This window comes from Kocuria oceani, from assembly GCF_029524215.1.
Classification (GTDB): domain Bacteria; phylum Actinomycetota; class Actinomycetes; order Actinomycetales; family Micrococcaceae; genus Kocuria; species Kocuria oceani.
Window position 1 is genome coordinate 125,399 of the sequence record NZ_JARAMH010000003.1, and the last position, 22,171, is coordinate 147,569.

The 22,171-nt window shown below is 74.5% G+C and carries 21 protein-coding genes; 12 read left to right on the forward strand and 9 right to left on the reverse strand.

Annotated elements, in window-relative coordinates:
* Positions 1-5: 5 nt before the first annotated feature.
* A complete protein-coding gene (locus PU704_RS04245) occupies positions 6-716 on the forward strand; it encodes a DUF5998 family protein (protein WP_047802544.1) in 711 nt (236 codons plus the stop codon).
* Complete coding sequence (locus PU704_RS04250; protein ID WP_277550335.1) at positions 713-1,888, forward strand: alkaline phosphatase family protein; 1,176 nt, start codon at positions 713-715, stop codon at positions 1,886-1,888. The genes PU704_RS04245 and PU704_RS04250 overlap by 4 nt, the downstream gene beginning before the upstream one ends.
* Positions 1,889-1,906: 18 nt before the next feature.
* On the opposite strand, the gene PU704_RS04255 is transcribed toward PU704_RS04250, so the two are convergent.
* Both PU704_RS04255 and sepH read right to left on the reverse strand, forming a co-directional pair.
* Positions 1,907-2,686, reverse strand: a complete 780-nt coding sequence (locus PU704_RS04255) for a hypothetical protein (RefSeq protein WP_277550337.1) — start codon at positions 2,684-2,686, stop codon at positions 1,907-1,909.
* A gap of 160 nt (positions 2,687-2,846) precedes the next feature.
* Complete coding sequence (gene sepH / locus PU704_RS04260) at positions 2,847-4,319, reverse strand: septation protein SepH (RefSeq protein ID WP_277550338.1); 1,473 nt, start codon at positions 4,317-4,319, stop codon at positions 2,847-2,849.
* Between the two features lie 299 nt (positions 4,320-4,618).
* Between sepH and PU704_RS04265 the strand changes: the two genes are divergently transcribed.
* The gene (locus PU704_RS04265; protein ID WP_047802547.1) at positions 4,619-4,918 is read left to right on the forward strand and encodes a DUF4193 domain-containing protein; all 300 of its coding nucleotides are present in this window, start codon (positions 4,619-4,621) and stop codon (positions 4,916-4,918) included.
* A gap of 93 nt (positions 4,919-5,011) precedes the next feature.
* Here PU704_RS04265 and PU704_RS04270 read toward each other — a convergent pair whose 3' ends face one another.
* The gene (locus PU704_RS04270) at positions 5,012-5,533 is read right to left on the reverse strand and encodes a DUF3093 domain-containing protein (protein WP_277550339.1); all 522 of its coding nucleotides are present in this window, start codon (positions 5,531-5,533) and stop codon (positions 5,012-5,014) included.
* A gap of 111 nt (positions 5,534-5,644) precedes the next feature.
* Here PU704_RS04270 and dut point away from each other — a divergent pair, with 111 nt between their 5' ends.
* The 4 genes from dut to PU704_RS04290 all read left to right on the forward strand — a co-directional run bounded on the left by dut (position 5,645) and on the right by PU704_RS04290 (position 8,019).
* The gene (gene dut / locus PU704_RS04275) at positions 5,645-6,073 is read left to right on the forward strand and encodes a dUTP diphosphatase (RefSeq protein WP_369821359.1); all 429 of its coding nucleotides are present in this window, start codon (positions 5,645-5,647) and stop codon (positions 6,071-6,073) included.
* A 65-nt stretch (positions 6,074-6,138) separates the two neighbouring features.
* On the forward strand, positions 6,139-6,837 hold the full coding sequence (locus PU704_RS04280) for a DUF3710 domain-containing protein (RefSeq protein ID WP_277550341.1): 699 nt from the start codon (positions 6,139-6,141) through the stop codon (positions 6,835-6,837).
* A 3-nt stretch (positions 6,838-6,840) separates the two neighbouring features.
* A complete protein-coding gene (locus PU704_RS04285) occupies positions 6,841-7,233 on the forward strand; it encodes a single stranded DNA-binding domain-containing protein (RefSeq protein ID WP_277550342.1) in 393 nt (130 codons plus the stop codon).
* Positions 7,234-7,263: 30 nt separating this feature from the next.
* Positions 7,264-8,019: a DUF3159 domain-containing protein gene (locus tag PU704_RS04290; RefSeq protein ID WP_277550343.1), complete on the forward strand. Its 756-nt coding sequence runs from the start codon at positions 7,264-7,266 to the stop codon at positions 8,017-8,019.
* A 15-nt stretch (positions 8,020-8,034) separates the two neighbouring features.
* Here PU704_RS04290 and PU704_RS04295 read toward each other — a convergent pair whose 3' ends face one another.
* Positions 8,035-8,718, reverse strand: a complete 684-nt coding sequence (locus PU704_RS04295) for a potassium channel family protein (protein WP_277550344.1) — start codon at positions 8,716-8,718, stop codon at positions 8,035-8,037.
* On the reverse strand, positions 8,718-9,467 hold the full coding sequence (locus PU704_RS04300; RefSeq protein WP_277550345.1) for a potassium channel family protein: 750 nt from the start codon (positions 9,465-9,467) through the stop codon (positions 8,718-8,720). Before PU704_RS04300 ends, PU704_RS04295 begins: the two co-directional genes overlap by 1 nt.
* Positions 9,468-9,552: 85 nt before the next feature.
* On the opposite strand from PU704_RS04300, the gene PU704_RS04305 reads away from it, so the two are divergent.
* From PU704_RS04305 to dxs, 4 genes are all read left to right on the forward strand, one after another.
* A complete protein-coding gene (locus PU704_RS04305; RefSeq protein ID WP_277550346.1) occupies positions 9,553-11,559 on the forward strand; it encodes an APC family permease in 2,007 nt (668 codons plus the stop codon).
* Positions 11,556-12,950, forward strand: coding sequence for a class I SAM-dependent RNA methyltransferase (locus PU704_RS04310; RefSeq protein WP_277550347.1), 1,395 nt, complete (start codon positions 11,556-11,558; stop codon positions 12,948-12,950). The genes PU704_RS04305 and PU704_RS04310 overlap by 4 nt, the downstream gene beginning before the upstream one ends.
* Before the next feature lie 159 nt (positions 12,951-13,109).
* Entirely contained in the window at positions 13,110-15,935 is a 2,826-nt protein-coding gene (locus tag PU704_RS04315) for an aconitate hydratase (protein WP_277550348.1), read from the forward strand.
* Between the two features lie 209 nt (positions 15,936-16,144).
* Entirely contained in the window at positions 16,145-18,172 is a 2,028-nt protein-coding gene (gene dxs / locus PU704_RS04320; RefSeq protein ID WP_277550349.1) for a 1-deoxy-D-xylulose-5-phosphate synthase, read from the forward strand.
* 5 nt (positions 18,173-18,177) lie between these two features.
* Here the strand turns inward: dxs and PU704_RS04325 are convergent, their stop codons facing one another.
* On the reverse strand, positions 18,178-18,609 hold the full coding sequence (locus tag PU704_RS04325) for a Rieske (2Fe-2S) protein (protein WP_277550352.1): 432 nt from the start codon (positions 18,607-18,609) through the stop codon (positions 18,178-18,180).
* A gap of 305 nt (positions 18,610-18,914) precedes the next feature.
* Between PU704_RS04325 and PU704_RS04330 the strand changes: the two genes are divergently transcribed.
* Positions 18,915-19,328: a hypothetical protein gene (locus tag PU704_RS04330; protein WP_075871361.1), complete on the forward strand. Its 414-nt coding sequence runs from the start codon at positions 18,915-18,917 to the stop codon at positions 19,326-19,328.
* 143 nt (positions 19,329-19,471) lie between these two features.
* Here PU704_RS04330 and PU704_RS04335 read toward each other — a convergent pair whose 3' ends face one another.
* From PU704_RS04335 to msrB, 3 genes are all read right to left on the reverse strand, one after another.
* Positions 19,472-20,890 carry an HRDC domain-containing protein gene (locus PU704_RS04335; RefSeq protein ID WP_380113070.1) on the reverse strand — a complete coding sequence of 473 codons (1,419 nt, stop codon included), beginning with the start codon at positions 20,888-20,890 and terminating at the stop codon, positions 19,472-19,474.
* A gap of 52 nt (positions 20,891-20,942) precedes the next feature.
* Positions 20,943-21,614 carry a DUF3000 family protein gene (locus tag PU704_RS04340; RefSeq protein ID WP_277550353.1) on the reverse strand — a complete coding sequence of 224 codons (672 nt, stop codon included), beginning with the start codon at positions 21,612-21,614 and terminating at the stop codon, positions 20,943-20,945.
* Positions 21,615-21,678: 64 nt separating this feature from the next.
* The gene (msrB, locus tag PU704_RS04345; RefSeq protein WP_047805047.1) at positions 21,679-22,113 is read right to left on the reverse strand and encodes a peptide-methionine (R)-S-oxide reductase MsrB; all 435 of its coding nucleotides are present in this window, start codon (positions 22,111-22,113) and stop codon (positions 21,679-21,681) included.
* Between the last annotated feature and the right edge of the window lie 58 nt (positions 22,114-22,171).

Genomic DNA, 22,171 nt, shown 5'->3' on the forward strand with positions numbered 1-22,171 from the left:
CCCCCATGACGTATTCAGGTGAGCGCGGCCAGCGGCTGGTCGAGGACATCAACAAGGCCGGCTTCTATCCGCAACTGGTGATCGACGTGGTCCAGGACTCGCTGGACGGCCGGTCCCCGGTCTCCCACCTCGTGCAGCTCGAGACGCACATCGACCGGACCGAGGTGCACCGGCACATCACCGTGCTGGTCCTGGCGGAGGACGTCCTGCACGTCACGCACGTGGACGACGAGGAGTTCGACGAGAGCGGCCGCGACGTGGTGGCCCGGGTCTCGACCGAGACGGTGGGGATCTCCCAGATCCGCTCGGTCACGCTGAGCTACTCGTACTACCAGCCGGCCAACTACCGGCCGGACAGCCCCATCTCCGAGGTCACGCTGGCGATCGCGTGGACCGGGACCCTGCACGTGGACCTCGCACCCGCCCTGTGCGACGACCCGCAGTGCCAGGCCGACCACGGCTACACCGGCACGGCCTCGCGGGAGGACATCGTGCTGCGGATCAGCGCCGAGGCGGACGGCCCCGCCGCGGTCGAGGGCGCGCGGGAGTTCGCGCGCACGCTGCGCCGGGCCAACCTCTCCCCGATCACCGACGGCGCGCAGATCGCCCAGCCGGCGCACGGGCGCGTGCCCGCCCCACGGCGCGGCCCCACCGCCACCCCGCGCACGCGGTTCACCGACCGGTTCACCGGCCGGGACGGCGGCCCCGCCCGATGAGGGCGGTCGAGGAGATCCTGCCCGGCCTGCCCGGGGACCTGCCGCAGCCGCCCCGCTACGGGCGGCGCACGGTCGCGGAGGTCATGTCCTCGGCCGCCGCCTCCCTGGGCGTGCCGGGCTTCGAGGACGTGCTGGGGCTGCCCGCCGCCCGCCGCGTCGTCGTCGTCCTCGCGGACGGGCTCGGGCGCGCCCAGCTGCGGGCCCGCGCCGGCCACGCCCCCACGCTGGCCGGGGCCAGGAACCTGGCCACCCTGGACGCCGCGTTCCCCACGACCACGGCGTCCTCCCTCGCGTCCCTGGGCACCGGCGCCGCCCCCGGCGCGCACGGGCTCGTGGGCTACGACGTGCTGGACCCGGACCGGGACACGGTCGTCAACCAGCTCGGCGGCTGGGACGCCGCCGTGGACCCGCGGGCCTGGCAGCCGCTGCCCACGGTGCTGGAGCGCGCCGCCGAGCACGTCGACGTGGTGACCGTCAGCCGGTACAAGTTCGCCGACTCGGGGCTCACCAACGCGGCCCTGCGCGGAGGCCGGTTCGTGGCCGCCGAGGGCCCCGCGGCGCGCGTGAGCACCGCGCTGGACCAGCTCACCGCCGGCCGGGACGCGCTCATGTACTTCTACTGGGACGAGCTGGACCGTACGGGGCACGCCAAGGGCTGGGAGTCCTGGGAGTGGACCGCGCAGCTCGAGGAGCTCGACTCGTCCCTGCGCCGGCTCGTCGCCCGGGTGCCGGCCGGGACCACCGTCCTGGTGACCGGCGACCACGGCATGGTCGACGTGCCACCGGACGCCCGGGTCGACGTCTCCCGCGTGCCCGGCCTGCTCGACGGCGTCCGTCACACGGCCGGGGAGCCGCGGATGGTGCAGCTGCACCTCGAACCGGACGCGACGGCGGGGGACGTGCAGGCGCTCGTGGCGGCCTGGCGGGAGTGCTTCGGCTCCCGGGTGTGGCTGTTCTCCCGCGAGGCCGCCCTCGAGGCGGGGTATTTCGGGCCCCCCGGGCTGGTGCGCGAGGCCGTGCGCGCCCGCATCGGCGACCTCCTGGTCGCGGCCAAGGACCCGCTGGCGCTGTTCGACCTCGGGCGGGCCCGTCCCAGCGTGCTCTCGATGGTGGGCCAGCACGGTTCGCTCACCCGGGCGGAGCGCGAGGTGCCGCTGCTGCGGCTGAGCTGAGCGCGGACGCGGCCGCACTCAGGGGGTGGTCGCGGACTGCTCCTCGGGGTCCTCCGCGGGCTCCTGCTCGGGCTCCTGGACAGGGGCGCCCGGAGTGGCCTCCGCCGCCCCTTCCTCACCGGCGGCGGCCTGCTCCGTGAGCGGTTCCTCGTCGGTCCCCTCGGCGGGTGCCTCCACGGTGTTCTCGGGCACGGGGCTGCCGGTGCCGGGTGCCGGGGTCGCGGGCGGGCTCGGTGGCGGGGGAGCGGGCGCGGGCACGACCGGCGCGGGCACCACCGGAGCAGGCACCACCGGAGCAGGCGCCACCGGAGCGGGGACCACCGGGACCGGGGCCACCGGGACGGGGGCGACGGGCGCCGGGGCCACCGGCTCCGGCACGACGGGGGCGACCGGAGCGGGGGCCACGGGGGCGGGGGCGACGGGCTCCGGTTCCGCGGACGGGCTGGGCGCAGCTGTCCGGGACGGCGACCGGGTGGGCTTCGGAGAGGGCGTGCGGGACGGTGTGGGCGTGGCGGTGGCGGTGCGGCTCACGGAGGGAGCCGGGACGAACTGCGCCTCCCGGCCGGCCCCGAACAGGTCGCGACCCACCCCGCCGAGATAGAGGGCGCCGACGCCGGCCAGCACCACGAGCACCACCGCGCCGAGCACGAGCCCCGCCACCACCCGGCCAGGCCCGGAGCCGCGGACCAGCTCGGCCGGCGTCTCGCTCCCGGTCCGGTCGGCGGAGCCGTCCGGCGGCCCGGCGACGCCGTCGCGCTCGTCCTCACCGAACAGATCGTCCTCGATCGAATTGCCCATGACCTGCTGACCCCTGACGTGGTTCCGTGCGTCCGGGCCGCGCGCAGGACGGGGGAGCGCGCGGACCCGGGGGCGCGGCGCGGACCGGCCCCTGTTGCGTGCACTCTATCCCGTGGCCGTCCCGGTGCGCCGGAGGCCGGCGCGCGCCGGGGCCGGGAGCTCAGTCGGAGGAGCTGCCGAAGACGATCTCGTCCCAGCTGGGCACGGAGGAGCGCGCCGAGCGGCGGGCCTTCGCGGTCCGGTTGCGCGGCCGGGGCCGCTCGGGCGCGGCGCCCTCGCCGTCGGCCGGACCGGTGTCCGCGCCCGCCGGCCCGGACTCGTCCCGGGCGTCGGGACGCTCGGAGCCCGCGCCGACGGCGTCCTCGCCACGGCCGGACGCGGGGCGGCCGGCCGGCGACTCCGGGGCCGGGGCCGCCGGCCGGAGCGCGGCGATCGGGCCCGGCACCTCCTGCGCCGGGCGCCCCGGCTCCGACGGGTCCTGGGCGGCGGCAACCTGCTCGGGGACGTCCTGATCGGTCACGTCCTGATCGGTCACGTCCCGCTCAGGGGCGTCCTGCTCGGGGGCGTTCTGCGGGGACGCGTCCTGAACGACGGGCTCCTGCCCCGCGGCACCCTGCCCCGCGGCGCGGGGGGCGGTGCTGCCCTCGGGGTGGGACGGTGCCGTGCCGGGACCGTCCTCGGGCGCATTCTGCGGTGCCGCGGCCTGCGGGGTCGTGTCCGGTGCGGCCGGGGCGGCGTCGGGGAAGCGGGTGGCGGGCTGGAAGGGCCGGTCGAACACCGGGGCGTCCTCCGGCGCGGCCAGCGGTCGGGGACGCCGCTCGACGTGGCCCATGCCCCGGCCCAGCAGCTCGGCCAGGGCGTCGTCGCCCTCCACGTCCTCGCCGATGCGCTGACCGCGCCGGGCCTGCAGGACGTCGAGCAGGTCGTCGGCCTCCACGGCGGAGCGGCGCAGCTGCGTGAGCTCCGGGTCGAGCCCGCCGTCCAGGACGCCGAGGCCGGCGCCGAGCGGCGTGTCCGGGGTGCCCGTCTCGGTGAGGGCCTCGGCCCAGGAACTGGCCGGGCGCACGCTCTGGTTCGCCGGGTTGTAGAGCCACTCGGCCTGGGGCTCGTCCTGGGTGGGGGCGGACCCGGCGTCGGCCACGGAGAACCGGGCGACCACGGTCCACAGGTGGTCCTCGCGCTGCCAGGAGTCCCACTCGAGCGAGGAGGGGTCCACGCCGAGGTCCCCGGCCCGGTGGGCCACGGCCCGGCCCAGGGTCAGCGGCTCGCCCTCGAAGACGGAGTGGTAGCCCCGGTGCGCGGAGCGGTCCTCGATCTCGACCTTCTGCGCCTCGGCGGCGATGTGGGCGCGCTCGGCGAGGATCGGCCACTCGTAGCGGCGGACGCGGGCGGCCTCCCAGCCGCTCTCGGCCACGATCTCCTCGACCGTGGCCCCGGCGCGGAACCGGGCCTGGATCTCGCGCGGACCGAACTGGCCCGTGCCCCGGGGGCGGGCGCCGGCGAGGCGCCGGGCGCGCTGGACGGCCAGGCGCAGCTCCTGGTCGATCCGCAGCAGGCGGCGGGTGCCCGTCTCGTCCTCGACGACCAGGTGCTCACCGTCGTCGTGCACACCTGCCAGGCGCAACTGCTCCATGCTGTCATTCCTCCGGGTGGTTCTCGGGTGCGCTCGCGGTCGTCGAGCGAGGACTGCGCGGCGGGGCCGGTGGCCGCGGGCGTGGTGCCGGTGCGACCCTGCGCCCCAATCCTACTGGCCGCCGCACGGGGGTCGCGGGACGCCGCCCGCGAACCCGTCGGACCGCGTGTTCGCGGGCGGGAGCACGGTTGGATTTTTGCCCTCACATGGTGAACAATCTACGCGATACAGAGCCCGGTGGGCGGCGCGGCAGCCGCCCGAGAGCTCGTGCTGGACCCATCTTGGAGCGAAGACCGACTATGGCCACTGACTACGACGCGCCGCGCAAGCAGGACGACGAGCTCAAGGAGGACTCGATCGAGGAGCTGCAGACGCGCCGCAGCGACCCGCAGTCGGGCAGCGTCGACGAGGACGAGGCGGCGGCGGCCGAGAGCTTCGAGCTGCCCGGTGCGGACCTCTCCAACGAGGAGCTCTCCGTGGTGGTGCTGCCGGCCCAGGAGGACGAGTTCACCTGCGGCTCGTGCTTCCTGGTGCGCCACCGGTCCCAGGTCGCCGAGGAGAAGAACGGCGTCAAGTACTGCATCGAGTGCGTGGGCTGAGCACCGCACCCGCCGGACCGCCCCGGCACCGGAGGAACCCCGCCGCGACGCGTGTCGCGGCGGGGTTCCTCCGTCCGGGTCCGGGCGCCGGGTTCACACCGGCTGGGACAGGACCTCCACGATCCGCTCCGGGTGCCGCGTCGACGTCAGCCAGTACGGGGTCGGGTCCACGGGATCGGTGATGCGGATCCGCACCACGGGGCCCACGGACGCCCGGAAGTTCATGAACGCCCGGCCGTCGAGCTCGGGGCCGCGGACGCGGCGCACCTCGTCACCGCGGAAGGCCTCGGCGGTGCCGACGAAGCGGCGCTCGATCCGGGCCCGGCCGACCTGCAGCGACTCGTCGGTGATCACGATGGAGCTGGTGGAGGCGAGCAGCGCCGCGGCGGCGCCCCCCGCGGCCCCGAGGGCGGCGAGCCCGGCCACCCAGAGGTTGATGGGCGCGAGCGCCACGAGGACGACCAGACCGGTGAAGAGCACGAGGAGCCACATCCACCACGCGGCGGTGAGCTTCTCCTCGTAGAGGACCCGGGTCCCAGGGGTGCCGGCCGGGGACGGTCGGGCGCCGCGGGGGTCGTCGGACGGGGACTCGCTGGAGGAAGCAGGGTGGGACATGGGACAAGGTTCTCACGACCGCGGGCGTGGTCCGGCGCGTTAGAGTGGGGCACTGTGAACGACCAGTCGACAGGCCACCGGCCTTCCCCGGGCCCCGGGCGCCCGCTCAGCATCGCGCTGCAGGCGATCGACCCGGACCTCCCTCTGCCCGTGTACGCGAAGTCCGGCGACGCCGGCGCGGACCTGCGCTCCCGCGCGGACCTGACCCTCGGCCCCGGTGAGCGCGCCCTGGTGCCCACGGGCGTGGCCATCGCGCTGCCCGAGGGCTACGCCGGGTTCGTCCACCCGCGCTCGGGCCTCGCTGCCCGCCACGGCATCACGGTGGTCAACGCCCCCGGGACGGTGGACGCCGGCTACCGGGGGGAGATCATGGTGACGCTGCTCAACACGGACCGGGACGAGCCCTTCCGGGTCAGCCGCGGGGACCGCATCGCCCAGCTCGTGGTGCAGCGCGTGGAGCAGGCCGTCTTCGAGGTCGTCGACGTCCTGCCGGTGTCCGAGCGCGGCGGAACGGGCTTCGGCTCCAGCGGCACCGCCTGACCACGAGCTGACCCGAGAGCTGACGCCACGAGCCGGCACGCGTGCCGGCGGAGGAGGACGAGAACATGTTCGGTCGCAAGAAGAACAAGCCGGCGGCGCAGGACGTCCCGGAGCAGCCGCGGGACGCCCCGGAAGAGAAGCCGGCGCCGCCCCGGGAGCCGCAGGGCCCGCTGGACGTGGCCCAGCTCGAGGACCGGGACGGCTATCTCGACCTGGGCGCGCTGCTCGTGCGTCCCCGGCAGGGCCTGGGGGTGCGCCTGGAGGTCGACGAGCGCACCCAGCGTCCGCGCGCGGTGGCGCTCGACCTCGCCGGCGGCTCGGTGCAGGTCCAGGCGTTCGCCGCGCCCCGGTCCGAGGGGCTGTGGGACGAGGTCCGCCGCGAGCTCGTCCAGTCCCTGCGCGAGGGCAACGGGGAGCCCACGGTGGAGGAGGGGCCCTTCGGGCTCCAGGTGCTCACCCGCTTCCCGGCCACCGCCTCGGACGGGACCCGGGGCTTCCGCCTCGCGCGCTTCGTCGGCATCGACGGTCCCCGCTGGTTCGTGCGCGCGGTGTTCACGGGCACCGCCGCGGTGGCAGCCGAGTCCGCCGCCCTCGAGGAGGTCGTCCGCGAGCTCGTCGTGGTGCGCGGCGACCGTCCCATGCCCCCGCGGGAGCTGCTCCCGCTCACCGTGCCGGAGGGCTCCGTCCGGGCGCCGGCCCCGCAGCCGGAGGCCGGGCCCGTGGCCCCGCCGCGGCGCGGCCCCGAGATCACCGAGATCGGCTGAGCCGTGGCACACGCGCACATCGGCTCACCGCGGGCAGGATCGGCGACGGGAGCGATCGACGTGGTCACCGAGGCGCCCGTGTGCGCCGGGGACCTCGACCCGGCGGCCGCCGGCGGCCGGCACCGGGTGATGGCCACCGGCCAGGTGGTCGAGGTGACGGTGCCCCCGGTGACCGGGGTGCAGAACTACGCGGCGCTGCTCGTGCCGGAGTGCGACCGGGATCCCGACGCCCCCGAGCCCCGGGCGCTGCTGCTCGTGTGGCAGGGCCAGCGCAGCGTGCCGGGCGTGACCGCCGGGACGCGGCTGCGCTGCGTGGGGGTCGTGAGCTTCCGCGACGGCCGCCCCACCATGTTCAACCCGCGCTACGAGATCATCGCCAAGCAGGTCAGCAGATAGGACGGAACAGCACATGTGGCAGGTCGACGGATGACACGTCCCGGGGAGCCGGACGAGACGGCGGGCCCCGCCCCGCGCCGCGCCGGGATGGAGGACTCGATGGCCGCCTACGCGGCCCGCTCCGGCATGCGGCGCAAGGACAACGGCCAGCTCGACGTGCTGCACGCCGTCGGGGGCTGGCGGGGCCTGGCCGAGACGATCCTGCCGGGCTTCGTGTTCCTGGCCGTGCTCCTGGTGGGCAACACCCTGGGCGTGGCCCTGCTGGCGTCCCTCGGGACCGCGGCCGCGTTCACGGTGCTGCGCCTGGCCCAGCGGCAGAGTCTCGTCCAGGCGGTCTCCGGTGTGGTGGGCGTGGGCGTGTGCGCGCTGTTCGCCCGCGCCACCGGCGAGGCCCTGGACTACTACGTCCCCGGGTTCTGGATCAACACGGTCTCCTTCGTGGGCCTGGGGATCTCGCTGCTCGCCGGCTGGCCGCTGCTCGGGGTGTTCTACGGCTACATCCGCGGGGAGGGCACCCAGTGGCGCGACGTCCCGGTGCGCCGGCGCGCGTACCGGGTGGCCACGGTGATGCTCATGGCCATGTTCGCGGCCCGGCTCCTGGTGCAGGTGCCGCTGTACTTCGCGGAGAACCTCACCGGGCTGGGCGTGGCCCGGCTGGTCATGGGCGTGCCCCTGTACGCGCTGACGCTGTGGCTGGCGTGGCTGGTCTCCCGGCCGCCGGAGCAGATCGCCGCCGAGCAGGACGGCACCGAGCAGGACGGAGCCGCGGGGGACAGGGCCGGCTAAGCCGCCCGGCCGGGCTCAGCCCTCGAACGGCTCGTGCTGGTCGGCGGTCGTGAACATCGCGCGCAGCTGCCCCTCGCCCTCGGCGGTGGAGACGAAGAAGAGCTGGTCGGCGCCCTCCAGCACGTCGTCGCCGGAGGGTGTGATGGGCACGCCGTCGCGCAGGATCGCCACGAGCGTGACGTCCGGGGGCCACGGCACCTGGGAGACCATCGAGGCGATGACCGGGTGCTCGTGCGGGACGGTGTAGGCGGAGAGGGTCGCCCCGCCCGTCTGCAGGGTCAGCAGCCGCACCACGTCGCCCACCTCCACGGCCTCCTCGACGAGCGCCGTCATCAGCCGCGGCGTGGACACGGCCACGTCCACGCCCCAGGCGTCGTCGAAGAGCCACTCGTTCTTGGGGTTGTTCACCCGCCCCACCGTGCGGGGCACGCCGAACTCGCTGCGCGCCAGCAGGGAGACCACCAGGTTCGCCTTGTCGTCGCCCGTGGCGGCGACGACGACGTCGGTCTGCTCCAGGCCGCCCTCCCGCAGCGTGGACAGCTCGCAGGCGTCGCCGATGATCCACTGGGCCCCGCGCAGGTCGGAGCGACCGATCACCTCGGGCTTCTCGTCGAAGATCACCACCTCGTGGTGGTGGGAGAGCAGCTCCCGGGCGATCGAGGCCCCTACGGCGCCCGCGCCCACGACGACCACGCGCATCAGTTGCCTCCCGGGTAGGTGGTGCGGTCGGCGCCGGACGCGTCCTCGGCGTCGCGGCGCAGGGAGTTGGCGAAGTCCAGGACGTCCGGGTCCGGCGGGCGGGAGAGGATGCGCGAGATCGCCTCCACCTCGCCCGTGCGCATCATCGCGTGCACCACGTCCCCCTGCTGGTAGCTGGTGTCCGGGCCGGGCAGGACGCCCTCCCCGAAGCGGGTCACGAAGGCCACGCGCACGCCGGCGGCCTCCTCGATCGCCTCCAGGTGCAGGCCCGACCACGAGTCGTCGAGGGACAGCTCGCCCAGCTGCAGCCGGCCCGAGGCCTCCCGGAAGTCGGCGGTGATCGACTGCTCGGGCAGGATCCGGCGCAGCGCCTGGTCCGCGCTCCAGCGCACGGCGGCGACCGTGGGGATGCCCAGGCGCTGGTAGAACTCCGCGCGGGAGGGGTCGTAGATGCGGGCGACCACGTGGCGGACCTTGAAGGTCTCGCGCGCGACCCGCGCGGCGATGATGTTGGAGTTGTCCCCGCTGGAGACGGCCGCGAACGCGTAGGCCTCCTCGATCCCGGCCCGGCGCAGCACCTCGCGGTCGAAGCCCAGCCCGGTGACCTTCTTGCCCTCGAATGACTTGCGCAGCCGGCGGAAGGCCCGGTCGTCCTGGTCGATCACCGCCACGGTGTGCCCGGAGTCCTCCAGGGTGTGCGCGACCATCACGCCGACGCGCCCCACTCCCATGATCACGAAATGCGCCATGTCCTCAGCCTAGGCCACGCGGGGCGGCGCACCTCACGCCCGTCCCGGCGGACAATCGGTGCCGGACGGACTACCGTGGGGAGCCGTGCAGAGCATTCCCCGGGCGCTGCGCCGCGCACTCGTCGGCAAGCCCATCCACAACGAGCGGTTCCACGACGCCGTGCTGCCCAAGCGCACGGCGCTGCCGGTCTTCTCGGCGGACGCGCTGTCCTCGGTGGCCTACGCGCCGGACGAGATCATCCTCACGCTCGCCCTGGCGGGGACCACGGCGGTCGCGATCTCCCCGTGGGTGGGCCTGGCCGTGCTCGTGGTGCTCGCCGTGGTCATCGCCGCCTACCGGCAGAACGTGCGCGCCTACCCCTCCGGCGGCGGCGACTACGAGATCGTCTCCAAGAACCTCGGGCGCACCGCCGGCGTGGGGGTCGGGGCGGCCCTGATGGCCGACTACACGCTGGTTGTGGCGGTGTCCATGGCCACCGCCGCGCAGTACGTCACGGCGGCCCTGCCCGGCCTGGCCGACCGGCGGGTGGAGCTCGCGGTGGTGGGGGTGCTGCTCGTCGGGCTGCTCAACCTGCGCGGACTGGCCTTCATCGGCCGGGCCGCCGCGGTGCCCACCTACTTCTTCCTGGCCGTGCTCGCCGCGCTGCTGCTCGTGGGCGTGGGCCAGGACCTCACCGGCTCCCTGGGGCAGGCCCCGAGCGCGGACCGGGAGGTCCTTCCCGCCGCCGGCTTCGACGCCGGGCTGACCGGCCTGGCGGGGGCGCTGCTGGTGCTCCGGGCCTTCTCCTCCGGGGCCGTGGCGCTGACCGGCGTGGAGACCATCACCAACTCCGTGCCCTACTTCCGCAAGCCGCGCGCCGCCAACGCGGCCGCCACCCTCGGCCTGCTGGGCGCGCTCTCGGCGGCCCTGCTCGCCGGGGTCATGTACCTCGCGGACCGCACGGACGTCGTCGTCGTGGGCAACCCCGAGGAGCAGCTGCTGGTCGACGGCCGGCTCCCCGCCCCGGACTTCTTCCAGGACCCGGTCCTGGGCCAGCTCGCCAAGACCGTCTTCGGCACCGACTCCCTGTGGTTCTACGTGCTCGTGGCCGCGACCGTCGGGGTGCTGATCCTCGCCGCGAACACGGCCTTCTCCGGGTTCCCCACGCTGGCCTCCCGACTGGCGCGCGACGCCTTCCTGCCGAGGCAGCTGCAGGCGCGCGGGGACCGGTTCGCCTTCACCAACGGCATCCTGCTGCTGCTGCTCGTGGCCGTGGTCCTCATCGTCGCGTTCGGGGCCAACGTCAACAGCCTCATCCAGCTCTACATCGTGGGCGTGTTCGTCTCCTTCACCCTCACCCAGGCGGGCATGGTCCGGCACTGGGGGCGGGTCCGGCGGATGCGGCCCCACCCCGGGGTGCGCCGGGAGCTGTTCGGCCGCCGGGCGGTGGCGCTGGTCGCCTTCGTGCTGTGCGCGGCCGTGCTCGTGGTCGTGCTCGTGACCAAGCTGACCCAGGGCGCGTGGATCACCCTGGTGGCCATCGTGCTGCTCAGCGCCGTGATGGCCGGCGTCCGCCGGCACTACGACGCCGTGGACGCCGAGCTCGCCCTGCAGCCCGACTCCCCGGTGCGGGCCCTGCCCTCCCGGGTGCACGCCATCATCTACGTCTCCTCCGTGCGCAAGCCCCTCATGCGCGCCCTCGCCTACGCCCGGGCCTCCCGGCCCTCGACCCTCGAGGCGGTGGTGGTGGACACCAACGCCGCCGCCACCCGGCGGATCCTCGACGAGTGGCAGCGGCTCGAGATCCCGGTGCCCGTCACCGTGCTCGACGCCCCCTACCGGGACACCATCGGCCCCGTGGTCGACCACGTGCGCGGGGTCCGCCGGAAGTCCCCGCGGGACCTGGTCGTGGTCTACCTGCCCGAGTACGTGGTGCGCCACCGCTGGGAGCGGCTGCTGCACAACCAGGCGATCCGCCCGCTGCGCGCCCGCCTGCACCAGGAGCGCGGGGTCATGACGGCCTCCGTGCCCTGGCACCTGTCCTCGGCCGCCGGCCAGGACGTCGGCCCCGAGTCCGCCCCCGCCCCCCAGCAGAGAGCCGCCCGCCCGTGACCTCCCCGCACCCCCCGGCCACTCCCGACGAGCACGACGAGCTCGAGCTGCGCCTCGGCCCGATCGCCCACGGCGGCCACACCGTGGCCCGCACCGGCGAGGGCCGGGTGGTGTTCGTCCGCCACGGCCTGCCCGGTGAGCTGGTCCGCGTCCGGCTCACGGAGGCCGGGGCCGAGGCACGCTTCTGGCGCGGCGACGTGGTGGCGGTCCTGGAGGCCGACCCCGGCCGCCGCGACCGGCACGTCTGGGCACCGGCCGACGCCCTCCTGACCTGGCGGCGCGGCGAGCCGCCCGTGGGCGGGGCGGAGTTCGGCCACGCCGAGCTCCCGGCCCAGCGCCGGCTGAAGGCCGCCGTGGTCGCCGAGCAGCTCTCCCGCCTGGCGGGTCTCGAGACCGTGGTGGAGGTCGAGGCCATGCCCGGGGAGGACCCCCTGGGCCTGGGCTGGCGGACCCGGGCCCACTTCGCCGTGGACGCCGCCGGGCGGATCGGGATGCACCCCCACCGCGATGCCGCCGTCGTCCCGGTCGAGAGCTTCCCGCTCGTCGTCCCGGCCATCGACGAGCTGAGGCTCTCCGCGCTGGACCTGCGGGGCGCGGTGCGCGTGGACGTCGCGGCCCCGGCCGGCGGCGGGACGCCGCTGGTCCACCTGTCCCTGGCCGCCGGCGCCGACCGGCAGCGGCTGCACCGGGAGCTGGACCGCCTCGCCGCCGGCCGGGAGGTCTCCGTCACCGCCCGCGCCGAGGACTCGCGCGAGCTCGAGACGTGGTCGGGGCGGCCCGCCGTCGTCGAGCACGCCGGCGCCCACCGCTGGGAGGTCTCGGCCGAGGGCTTCTGGCAGATCCACCGCAGCGCCCCCGGCCTGCTGCTCGAGGCGGTGCCTGCCGCGGCCGGGGCCCGCCCGGGGGAGCACGCCCTCGACCTCTACGCCGGCGCGGGCCTGTTCACGGCCGCGCTCGCCGACGCGGTCGGCCCCGCCGGGTCCGTGCTCGCCGTCGAGGGGTCGCCCCTCACCAGCGCCGACGCGCGGCGCACCTTCACGGACCGCCCGCAGGTCCGGGTGGAGCGCGGCAGCGTCGACAAGGTCGCGGCCCGGCTCTGGCCGGGCACCGCCGCGCCCCGGAGGCGGAGGTCCCCGGGACGGGCCCGGGCGGCGGACCGGCCGGACGTCGTGGTCCTGGACCCGCCCCGGGCCGGCGCCGGGCGGGTCGTGGTGGACCAGCTCGTGGCCCTGGCCCCGCGCCGGATCGCCTACCTCGCCTGCGACCCGGCCACCCTGGCGCGGGACCTCGGCCGGTTCCGCCGGGCCGGGTGGCGGGTGCGGTCGGTGCGGGCCTTCGACATGTACCCCAACACCCACCACGTCGAGACCCTGGCGGTCCTGGAGCCCTGACCCGCGCCCGGTTGTGTCGCCGGGCCGACGGCCGCTCGGGAGCCACCGCGCCCGATCGGGCTACACTGACAGGTGACTGTTCACGGGAGAACGCCCGGCACTTCGCCGGGATCCTCCCGCGGGCGTTTCCATGACGGTGGCGAGAGGAGTTCCACGCATATGAGCACGGTGGACAGCTTCGGAGCCAAGGGCGTTCTCGACGTCGACGGCACCGAATACGAGATTTTCCGACTGAACACGCTGGAGGGGGCGCAGAAGCTCCCGTACAGCCTCAAGGTTCTGCTCGAGAACCTGTTGCGCACCGAGGACGGCGCCAACATCACCTCCGAGCACATCGAGGCCCTGGCCGGCTGGGACCCGGAGGCCGAGCCCAGCATCGAGATCCAGTTCACCCCGGGCCGTGTCATCATGCAGGACTTCACCGGCGTGCCCTGCATCGTCGACCTCGCCACGATGCGCGAGGCCGTCGCGGACCTCGGCGGCGACCCCGCCCGGGTGAACCCGCTCGCGCCCGCCGAGCTCGTCATCGACCACTCCGTGCAGATCGACTCGTTCGGCAGCCGGGAGTCGATCGAGCGCAACATGGACATCGAGTACCAGCGCAACGGCGAGCGGTACCAGTTCCTGCGCTGGGGCCAGACCGCCTTCGACGACTTCAAGGTCGTGCCCCCGGGCATGGGCATCGTCCACCAGGTCAACATCGAGAACCTGGCCCGCGTCGTCATGACCCGCGAGGTCGACGGCGTCCTGCGCGCCTACCCGGACACCTGCGTGGGCACCGACTCGCACACGACCATGGAGAACGGCCTGGGCGTGCTCGGCTGGGGCGTGGGCGGCATCGAGGCCGAGGCCGCGATGCTCGGCCAGCCCATCTCGATGCTCATCCCGCGCGTGGTCGGCTTCAAGCTCACCGGCGAGATCCCGGCGGGCGCCACGGCCACCGACGTGGTGCTCACCATCACCGAGATGCTCCGCGAGCACGGCGTGGTCGGCAAGTTCGTCGAGTTCTACGGCGAGGGCGTGGGCGCGGTGCCCCTGGCCAACCGCGCGACGATCGGCAACATGAGCCCCGAGTTCGGCTCGACCGCCGCGATCTTCCCGATCGACGACGTCACCCTGGACTACCTGCGCCTGACCGGGCGCTCCGACGAGCAGGTCGCGCTCGTCGAGGCGTACGTGAAGGAACAGGGGATGTGGCACGACCCGGCCGAGGAGATCACCTTCTCGGAGTACCTCGAGCTGGACCTTTCCACCGTGGTTCCCTCGATCTCCGGGCCCAAGCGCCCCCAGGACCGCATCTCGCTCACCGACGCGAAGGCGCAGTTCCACGAGGACATCAAGAACTACGCCACCCACGTGGACGAGGACGTCACCGCCGGCAACTCCGCCGACGACGCCTCCGCCCAGTCGTTCCCGGCCTCCGACGCCCCGGCCTACAGCCCGGGCGACCAGCAGACCGAGGCCGACCGCCCGCGCGAGCACCACGCGTACGCCGAGAACGGCCGACCGACCAAGCAGGTCCCCGTGTCCATGCCCGACGGCCGGGAGTTCGAGCTCGACCACGGCGCGGTGTCGATCGCCTCGATCACCTCGTGCACCAACACCTCCAACCCCTCGGTCATGATGGCCGCGGCGGTGCTGGCCCGCAACGCCGTCGAGAAGGGCCTGAAGGCGAAGCCGTGGGTCAAGACCTCGATCGCACCGGGCTCCAAGGTCGTCACCGACTACTACGAGAAGTCCGGTCTGGTGCCGGCGCTGGAGGAGCTCGGCTTCTACATCGTGGGCTACGGCTGCACCACCTGCATCGGCAACTCGGGGCCGCTGGAGGAGGAGATCTCCCAGGCCATCCAGGACAACGACCTGGCCGTGACCTCGGTGCTCTCCGGCAACCGCAACTTCGAGGGCCGGATCAACCCGGACGTGAAGATGAACTACCTGGCGTCCCCGCCGCTGGTCATCGCCTACGCCCTGGCCGGCAACATGGACTTCGACTTCGAGAGCGAGCCCCTGGGCCAGGACGCGGACGGCAACGACGTCTACCTCAAGGACATCTGGCCGGAGCCGGCCGAGGTGCAGAAGATCATCGACGCGTCCATCGACACGGAGATGTTCACCCGCGAGTACGGCACCATCTTCGACGGTGACGAGCGCTGGCAGAACCTGGACACCCCCACCGGCAAGACCTTCGAGTGGAACCCGCAGTCCACCTACGTGCGCAAGCCCCCGTACTTCGAGGGAATGACGATGGAGACGACCCCGGTCGAGGACATCTCCGGCGCGCGGGTGCTGCTGAAGCTGGGCGACTCGGTCACCACCGACCACATCTCCCCGGCGGGCTCCTTCAAGTCCGACACCCCGGCCGGCCAGTACCTCATCGCCAACGGCGTGGAGCGCAAGGACTTCAACTCCTACGGCTCCCGGCGCGGCAACCACGAGGTCATGATCCGCGGCACCTTCGCCAACATCCGGATCAAGAACCAGCTGCTGGACGGCGTGGAGGGCGGCTTCACCCGCGACTTCACCCAGGAGGGCGGCCCCCAGGCCGCCGTGTACGACGCCGCGATGAACTACCAGCAGGCCGGCGTCCCGCTGGTCGTGCTGGGCGGCAAGGAGTACGGCTCCGGGTCCTCGCGCGACTGGGCCGCCAAGGGCACCTCGCTGCTGGGCGTCAAGGCCGTCATCGCCCAGAGCTACGAGCGCATCCACCGCTCGAACCTCATCGGCATGGGCGTGCTGCCGCTGCAGTTCCCGGCCGGGGAGTCCGCCGACTCCCTCGGCCTGGACGGCACCGAGACCTTCGCGATCGAGGGGGTGACCGCGCTCAACGAGGGCACCACCCCCAAGACGCTGAAGGTCACCGCCACGAAGGAGGACGGCTCCACGGTCGAGTTCGACGCGGTCCTGCGCATCGACACGCCGGGCGAGGCGGATTACTACCGCAACGGCGGGATCCTGCAGTACGTGCTGCGGCAGATCGCCAAGTAGGTCCCCGGGCGCGCTCCGGCGCCCCGGGAGAGCACGGGCGAGCGGTCGCCCGGTCCTGATCCAGGACGCACGAGGGGCCCGGTCCGGCGACGGACCGGGCCCCTCGTGCTGCCCGGGGGTGTCGGGGCGAGCGAGTAGGATCGGGGGAACGCGCCGCCCCGGCGACCCCGGAGCGGCCGACCACGACGCCGAGGAGTGCGGGAGGAAGCATGAGCGTGCTGGAACGGGTGTCCGGGCCCGAGGACCTCGCGGGGCTGACCCGCGCGGAGCTGACCGAGCTGGCCGCCGAGATCCGTGACTTCCTCGTCACCCACGTCTCCGCGACCGGGGGCCACCTGGGGCCGAACCTGGGGGTCGTGGAGCTGACCATGGCGGTCCACCGCGTCTTCGACTCGCCCAAGGACTCCGTGGTCTTCGACACCGGGCACCAGTCCTACGTGCACAAGCTGCTCACGGGCCGCCAGGACTTCCGCACGCTGCGCCAGGAGGGCGGCCTCGCCGGCTACCCGGACCGGGCGGAGTCGGTGCACGACATCGTCGAGTCCTCGCACGCGTCGTCGTCCCTGTCCTGGGCGGACGGGATCTCCCGCGGCTACGCCATGACGGGGCAGTCCGACCGGCACACCGTGGTGCTCGTCGGGGACGGCGCGCTGACCGGCGGCATGGCGTGGGAGGCCGTGAACAACATCGCCTCCGACCGCGACCGCAAGGTCGTGATCGTGGTCAACGACAACGGCCGCTCCTACGCCCCCACGGTGGGCGGGTTCGCCAACCACCTGGCCGAGCTGCAGGCGAGCGTGCAGCAGGGCGTGGACGCGGTGCGCACCGACCGGCGCTACGAGCAGACCCTCGAGTCGGTGAAGAACCTGCTGAAGCACTCCGGGCCGGTGGGGGAGATGCTCTACCGGGGCCTGCACGGCATGAAGCAGGGCCTGAAGGACGTCGTGGTCCCGCAAGGGATCTTCGAGGACCTCGGCATGAAGTACCTGGGCCCGGTGGACGGCCACGACCTCGAGGCGGTCGAGCAGGCGCTGAGCAACGCCAAGAACTACGGCGGACCCGTGATCGTGCACGCCATCACGGAGAAGGGCCACGGGTACGCGCCCGCGATCGCCCACGAGGACGACCAGTTCCACGCCGTGGGCGTCATCGACCCCGTCACGGGACGCTCCACCGCGACGAGCTCCGAGCGCAGCTGGACGGCCGTGTTCCGGGACGAGATCGCCCGGATCGCCGACGAGCGCGAGGACGTCGTCGGCATCACCGGGGCCATGCTCATCCCGGTGGGGCTGCAGAAGATGCAGGCCGCCCACCCCGACCGCGTGGTGGACGTGGGCATCGCCGAGCAGCACGCCGTGGCGATGGCCGCGGGCATGGCCTACGGCGGGCTCCACCCCGTGGTCGCCCTGTACGCCACGTTCCTCAACCGCGGCTTCGACCAGCTGCTCATGGACGTGGCCCTGCACCGCGCCGGGGTGACCCTGGTCCTGGACCGGGCCGGGGTCACCGGACCGGACGGGCCGAGCCACCACGGCATGTGGGACCTGGCGCTGCTCCAGATCGTCCCCGGGCTGCACCTCGCCGCCCCACGGGACGAACCCACCCTGGTCGAGGAGCTGCGCGAGGCGGTGGCCGTCGGCGACGCCCCCACGGTCATCCGCTACCCCAAGGGGTCCGTGGGCACGCCCGTCCCGGCGGTCGAGCGGCTCGGCGACGGCGTGGACGTCCTCGCCCGCCGCGGCGGTGAGAGCGGCACCGAGGGGGCCCGCCGCGACGTCCTGATCGTCTCCGTGGGCGCCATGAGCGGGCTGTCCCTCGACGTCGCCGACCGGCTGGAGGCCCACGGGGTGTCCTCCACCGTGGTCGACCCCCGGTGGGTGCTCCCGGTGCCCGGGTCGGTCATCGAGCTCGCCGCCCAGCACCGGATCGTGGTCGTCGTGGAGGACGGGGTGCGCGCGGGCGGGATCGGCTCGAGGATCCGGCAGGAGATGCGCGCCGCCGGCGTCGACACCGCCCTCAACGAGGTCGGCCTGCCGACCCGGTTCCTCGCGCACGGCTCGCGCTCCCAGGTCCTGGAGCGGGTGGGGCTGACCGCCCAGCGCGTCGCCCAGGACACGCTCGCCTCCGTGCTCGGCACCCGGGTGCCCTACGCCCGCCCGGTCGAGGCGGAGGACACCGAGGTCCTCCCCGACACGGCCCGGGACAGCACGTCGCTGCCGCGGCCGGGCCGGGGCTGAGCGGCTCAGCCCAGCAGGATCCGGCCCTCCCGGACGGCCACCGGGTACGGCGTGAGCCCCGTCCGGGCAGGTCCGCCCCGGACCTCCCCGGTGGCGAGGTCGAACTGCGAGGCGTGGCAGGGGCAGACGTAGAGCTGCTCCTCGGGCACGACCATGCAGCCCTGGTGCGGGCACACGGGGGAGAACGCCACGACGGTGTCCTCGGCGGGCCGGGCCACCACTGCCTGCACGCCGTCCCGGTCCACCTTGACGCCGGAGCCCACGGGCACGTCCCCGACCGCGCCCGCGTCCACGGGCCGGGCGGGTCCGTCCGGCGGCCCGTCCTGGCCGCCGCAGGCGCTCAGTGCCGCCGCGGCGCCGAGGCCCGCGCCGGCCACGCCCAGGACCGTGCGCCGGGGCAGTGCCGTGGGGGCGGTGGAGGCGTCGGGATCGGCCATGGTGGTCCTCTCGTCGGCGGTGCTGCGGGTGCACCGCCAGTCTAGGCGCCGCCGCCGACGGGCCGGCCGGAGCTCCACCGGTGAGGTCGAACGGTGCGGTTGAACGGCGCGGTCGAGGGATGTGCTCCGGGCGTGCGCCCGGGCGGGGCGGGTGATCGCTCTCAGCGGAGACCGGCGGGAGCAGTGTCGGCCACAGCATGTGATCAGTAGGATGATGATGACAACAGACACCGGGGACGAGCCGTGCACCAGAGGCTCCGACCCGTTCCCGGCCGCCGCGCCGGGACGGACGGAAGGACAGCACCATGATCAAGCGACTCATCTTCGTGACCGGTTTCGGCGTCGGCTTCGTGGTCGGCTCGGCCTCGGGCCGCCAGAGCTACGAGGCCCTGAAGCAGAACGCCATGAAGACCTGGCAGGACCCCAAGGTGCAGGCGAAGGTCTCCGAGGGCACCGACTGGGTCAAGTCGGAGGTGCCCGTGGTCGGCGGCAAGCTCGCCGACTCCGCCAAGAAGGCCGCCGACACGGTGGGCACGAAGGCCTCGGACGCGTCCTCGACGGTCAAGGACAAGGTCTCCGGCTCCTCGGGCGGCACCGACGCGGCGACCGGCACCTCCACCACCGGCTACGCGGATCTGCAGACGGCGAAGCCGGTCACTCCGGAGAGCCCGCTGGAGCCCGCCGAGCCGCAGCCGGCCCCCGGCGACACCCAGAGCTGATCCCAGCAGCCCCGTGACGGGCCCCGGCCGACGGCCGGGGCCCGTCGTCGTGCCGTCCCGCGAGGCGCCCGGCCCGAGACGGCACCGACCGGAGACGGCACCGACCGGGGGCGGCACCGACCGGCTGCCGCAGGCCGTGCGGTTCAGGCCGCGGGGGCTCCCTGGCCGCCGGCGGGAGAGTGCCCGGTCCCGGGCTGCTCGTCCTGCACCTGCTCGGTCTGGGACGGCTCGACCTGAGGGGGCTCGGCCTGGGGCTGCTGCTCGGCGTGGCGGGCGGCGCGCTTGCGGGCCCGCAGCTCCCGCCACGCCGCGCCGATGACGGGGGCCGTGAGCTGGACCTGCCAGCGGCGGGCGCCGAGGTCGCGCAGCCGGTCGGCCACCGCCTGGTCACCGGTGCTCTTGGGGGGCTGCCAGCAGAACCGGCGCAGGTGCTCCGGGGTGAGCAGGTTCTCGGTCGGCAGCCCGTGCTCCTCCGCCAGCTCGGTCACGACCGGCTTGAGGACCTTCAGGCGGGCGGCGGCCTCGGGGCGCTTGGCCTCCCAGGCCTTCACGGGCGGCAGGGCGTCGGACCGCACGGTGACGGGGACGAGCTCGGTGGCGTTGCGGGCCTCGGCGATCGCCCGCAGCCACCGGGGAGCCTCCCGCGCGGCCTGCCGTCCGTGGAATCCGGGGGTGGCCAGCAGCTGGGGCACGGTCCGCGGCATGGCGGAGGCCGCCGCCACGAGAGCCGCGTCCGGCAGCAGCCGGCTGGGGGAGAGGTCCTTGTGCCGGGCCAGCGCTTCGCGCTCCTCCCACAGCAGGCGCAGCGCGGTGAGCTGGCGACGGCCCTTGACCTTGGTGATCCCGGAGGTCCTGCGCCACGGGTCCTGGCGCGGCGGGGCGGGCGGAGCCGTGCGCACGGCCTCGAACTCCTCCAGGGCCCACTCGAGCTTGCCCTGCTCCCGGAGCAGGTCCTCCATCGCCCAGCGCAGCGGAATCAGCATCTCCACGTCGAGGGCAGCGTAGTTGAGCCAGTCCTGCGGCAGGGGCCGCTTGGACCAGTCGACGGCGGAGTGCTCCTTCGCCAGCGTGTAGCCGAGCAGCTCCTCCGTCTCTGCGGCCAGCCCCACCCGGCGGAGCCCGGCGATGCGCCCGCCCAGCTCGGTGTCGAAGAGCTGGTCCGGCTCCATGTCCAGGGCCCGCAGCGAGGGCAGGTCCTGGGTGGCGGCGTGCAGCACCCACTCCACGCCGGCGAGCGCCTCGTTCAGCACGGCCAGCGACCCGGTGGCCTCGGGGTCGATCAGCACGGTGCCCACGCCCTCGCGGCGGAGCTGGACGAGGAAGGCGCGCTGGCCGTAGCGGAAGCCGGAGGCGCGCTCGGTGTCGATCGCGGCCGGGCCCGTCCCCCCGGCCACGGCGGCGGCGGCCCGCTCGAGCCCGGCCACGGTCTCGACGACGGGCGGGACGCCGTCGAACGGGGCCGCGAGGTGGACGCTGTCGGGGATCTCGTAGTCCTCGAATCCGGCGACCACCGGGGTCGGGGACTCGTCGGGCGCGGATCGGCGGTCGGCTGGGCTGGTCAAGGGGCGTCTTCGATTCTGTGTCGGCCCCGTCGGGGCGCGGTCGGTTCGGTGGTCAGCGGCGCGGGTGCAGCACGGTCACCCCGCGCGGGTAGGGCGGCAGGCCCGCGAAGGCGCAGACCGTGTCCGCCCAGGCGGCGAGGTGCGGCTCCACGTCGGACCCGTGGGGCGTCCAGGACGCCCGCAGCTCGACGTCGGCCCCCTCGAGCTGGTCGCCGAGGGTCCCGAAGCCCTCGGCGAGGACCCGGGACGCGGTGCCGCCCTCCCGAGAGTATCCGGCCCGGTGGCGCCGCAGGGACTCGAGCAGCCGGGTCCAGGCGAGCAGCCCGGCGGTGTCGTCGCTCCCGACCTCCCGGCCCACGGCCGCCCGCGCCCAGGTGACGATGCGGAGGGGCCCGCCCCAGGCCTCGGGCTCGGAGGGGTCGAACAGCAGCACGAAGCGGCCTGCGGCCAGCTCGTCCGCCGGTCCCCGGGCCCCGAGCTCGTCGGCCGGGGAGGCCGTGCGCGGCCGGGGCGGGAGCGGCGTGCCGGGCTCCGCCGCCGGGCCGGCGGGCGGGGCCGGCGGCTGCCGCACCTCCGCGCGCACCGCGGCCGCGAAGGGGGCCAGGTGCGTGGGCGCGGGGATCTCGGTGAGCTCGATGCCGTCCCGGTACGAGGTGCGGAGCAGGTGCTCCAGGGCCTCCTGGAAGCCCTGGGACACCCCTGAGAGGTCGTTCACGGTGCTCACACTGGAAGGGTAGGCCGTCCGGGCGCCGGCGTGGCCGGTGCCACGCCGCGCGCGGGCCCACCGGTCACGAGGAGGCGGGCACCAGCCGGACCGAGACGGAGTTGATGCAGTACCGCAGGTCGGTCGGGGTCGGGAAGCCCTCTCCGCCGAAGACGTGGCCCATGTGCGAGTCGCAGGCGGCGCACCGGACCTCCACCCGCTCCATGCCCAGGGCGGTGTCCTTGATGTAGCGGACCCGGTCCTCCGCGAGCGGGGCGTAGAAGGAGGGCCACCCGCAGTGGGCGTCGAACTTCGTCTCCGAGCGGAACAGCTCGGCGCCGCACGCACGGCAGGTGTACACGCCCTCGGTCTGGGTGTTCCAGTACTCGCCCGTGAAGGGCCGTTCCGTCCCGGCCTCCCGCAGCACGTGGTACTCCTCGGGGGACAGGATCGAGCGCCAGTCCTGCTCGGTCCGGTCGGTGGGCTCGGGGCGGTCGTCGTGCCTGGTGGTCTCGCTCATGGTGTCGTCCTCCGGGATCGGGCGGGTGGTCGGGCGGGTGGTCCGGCCGGCGGCCCGG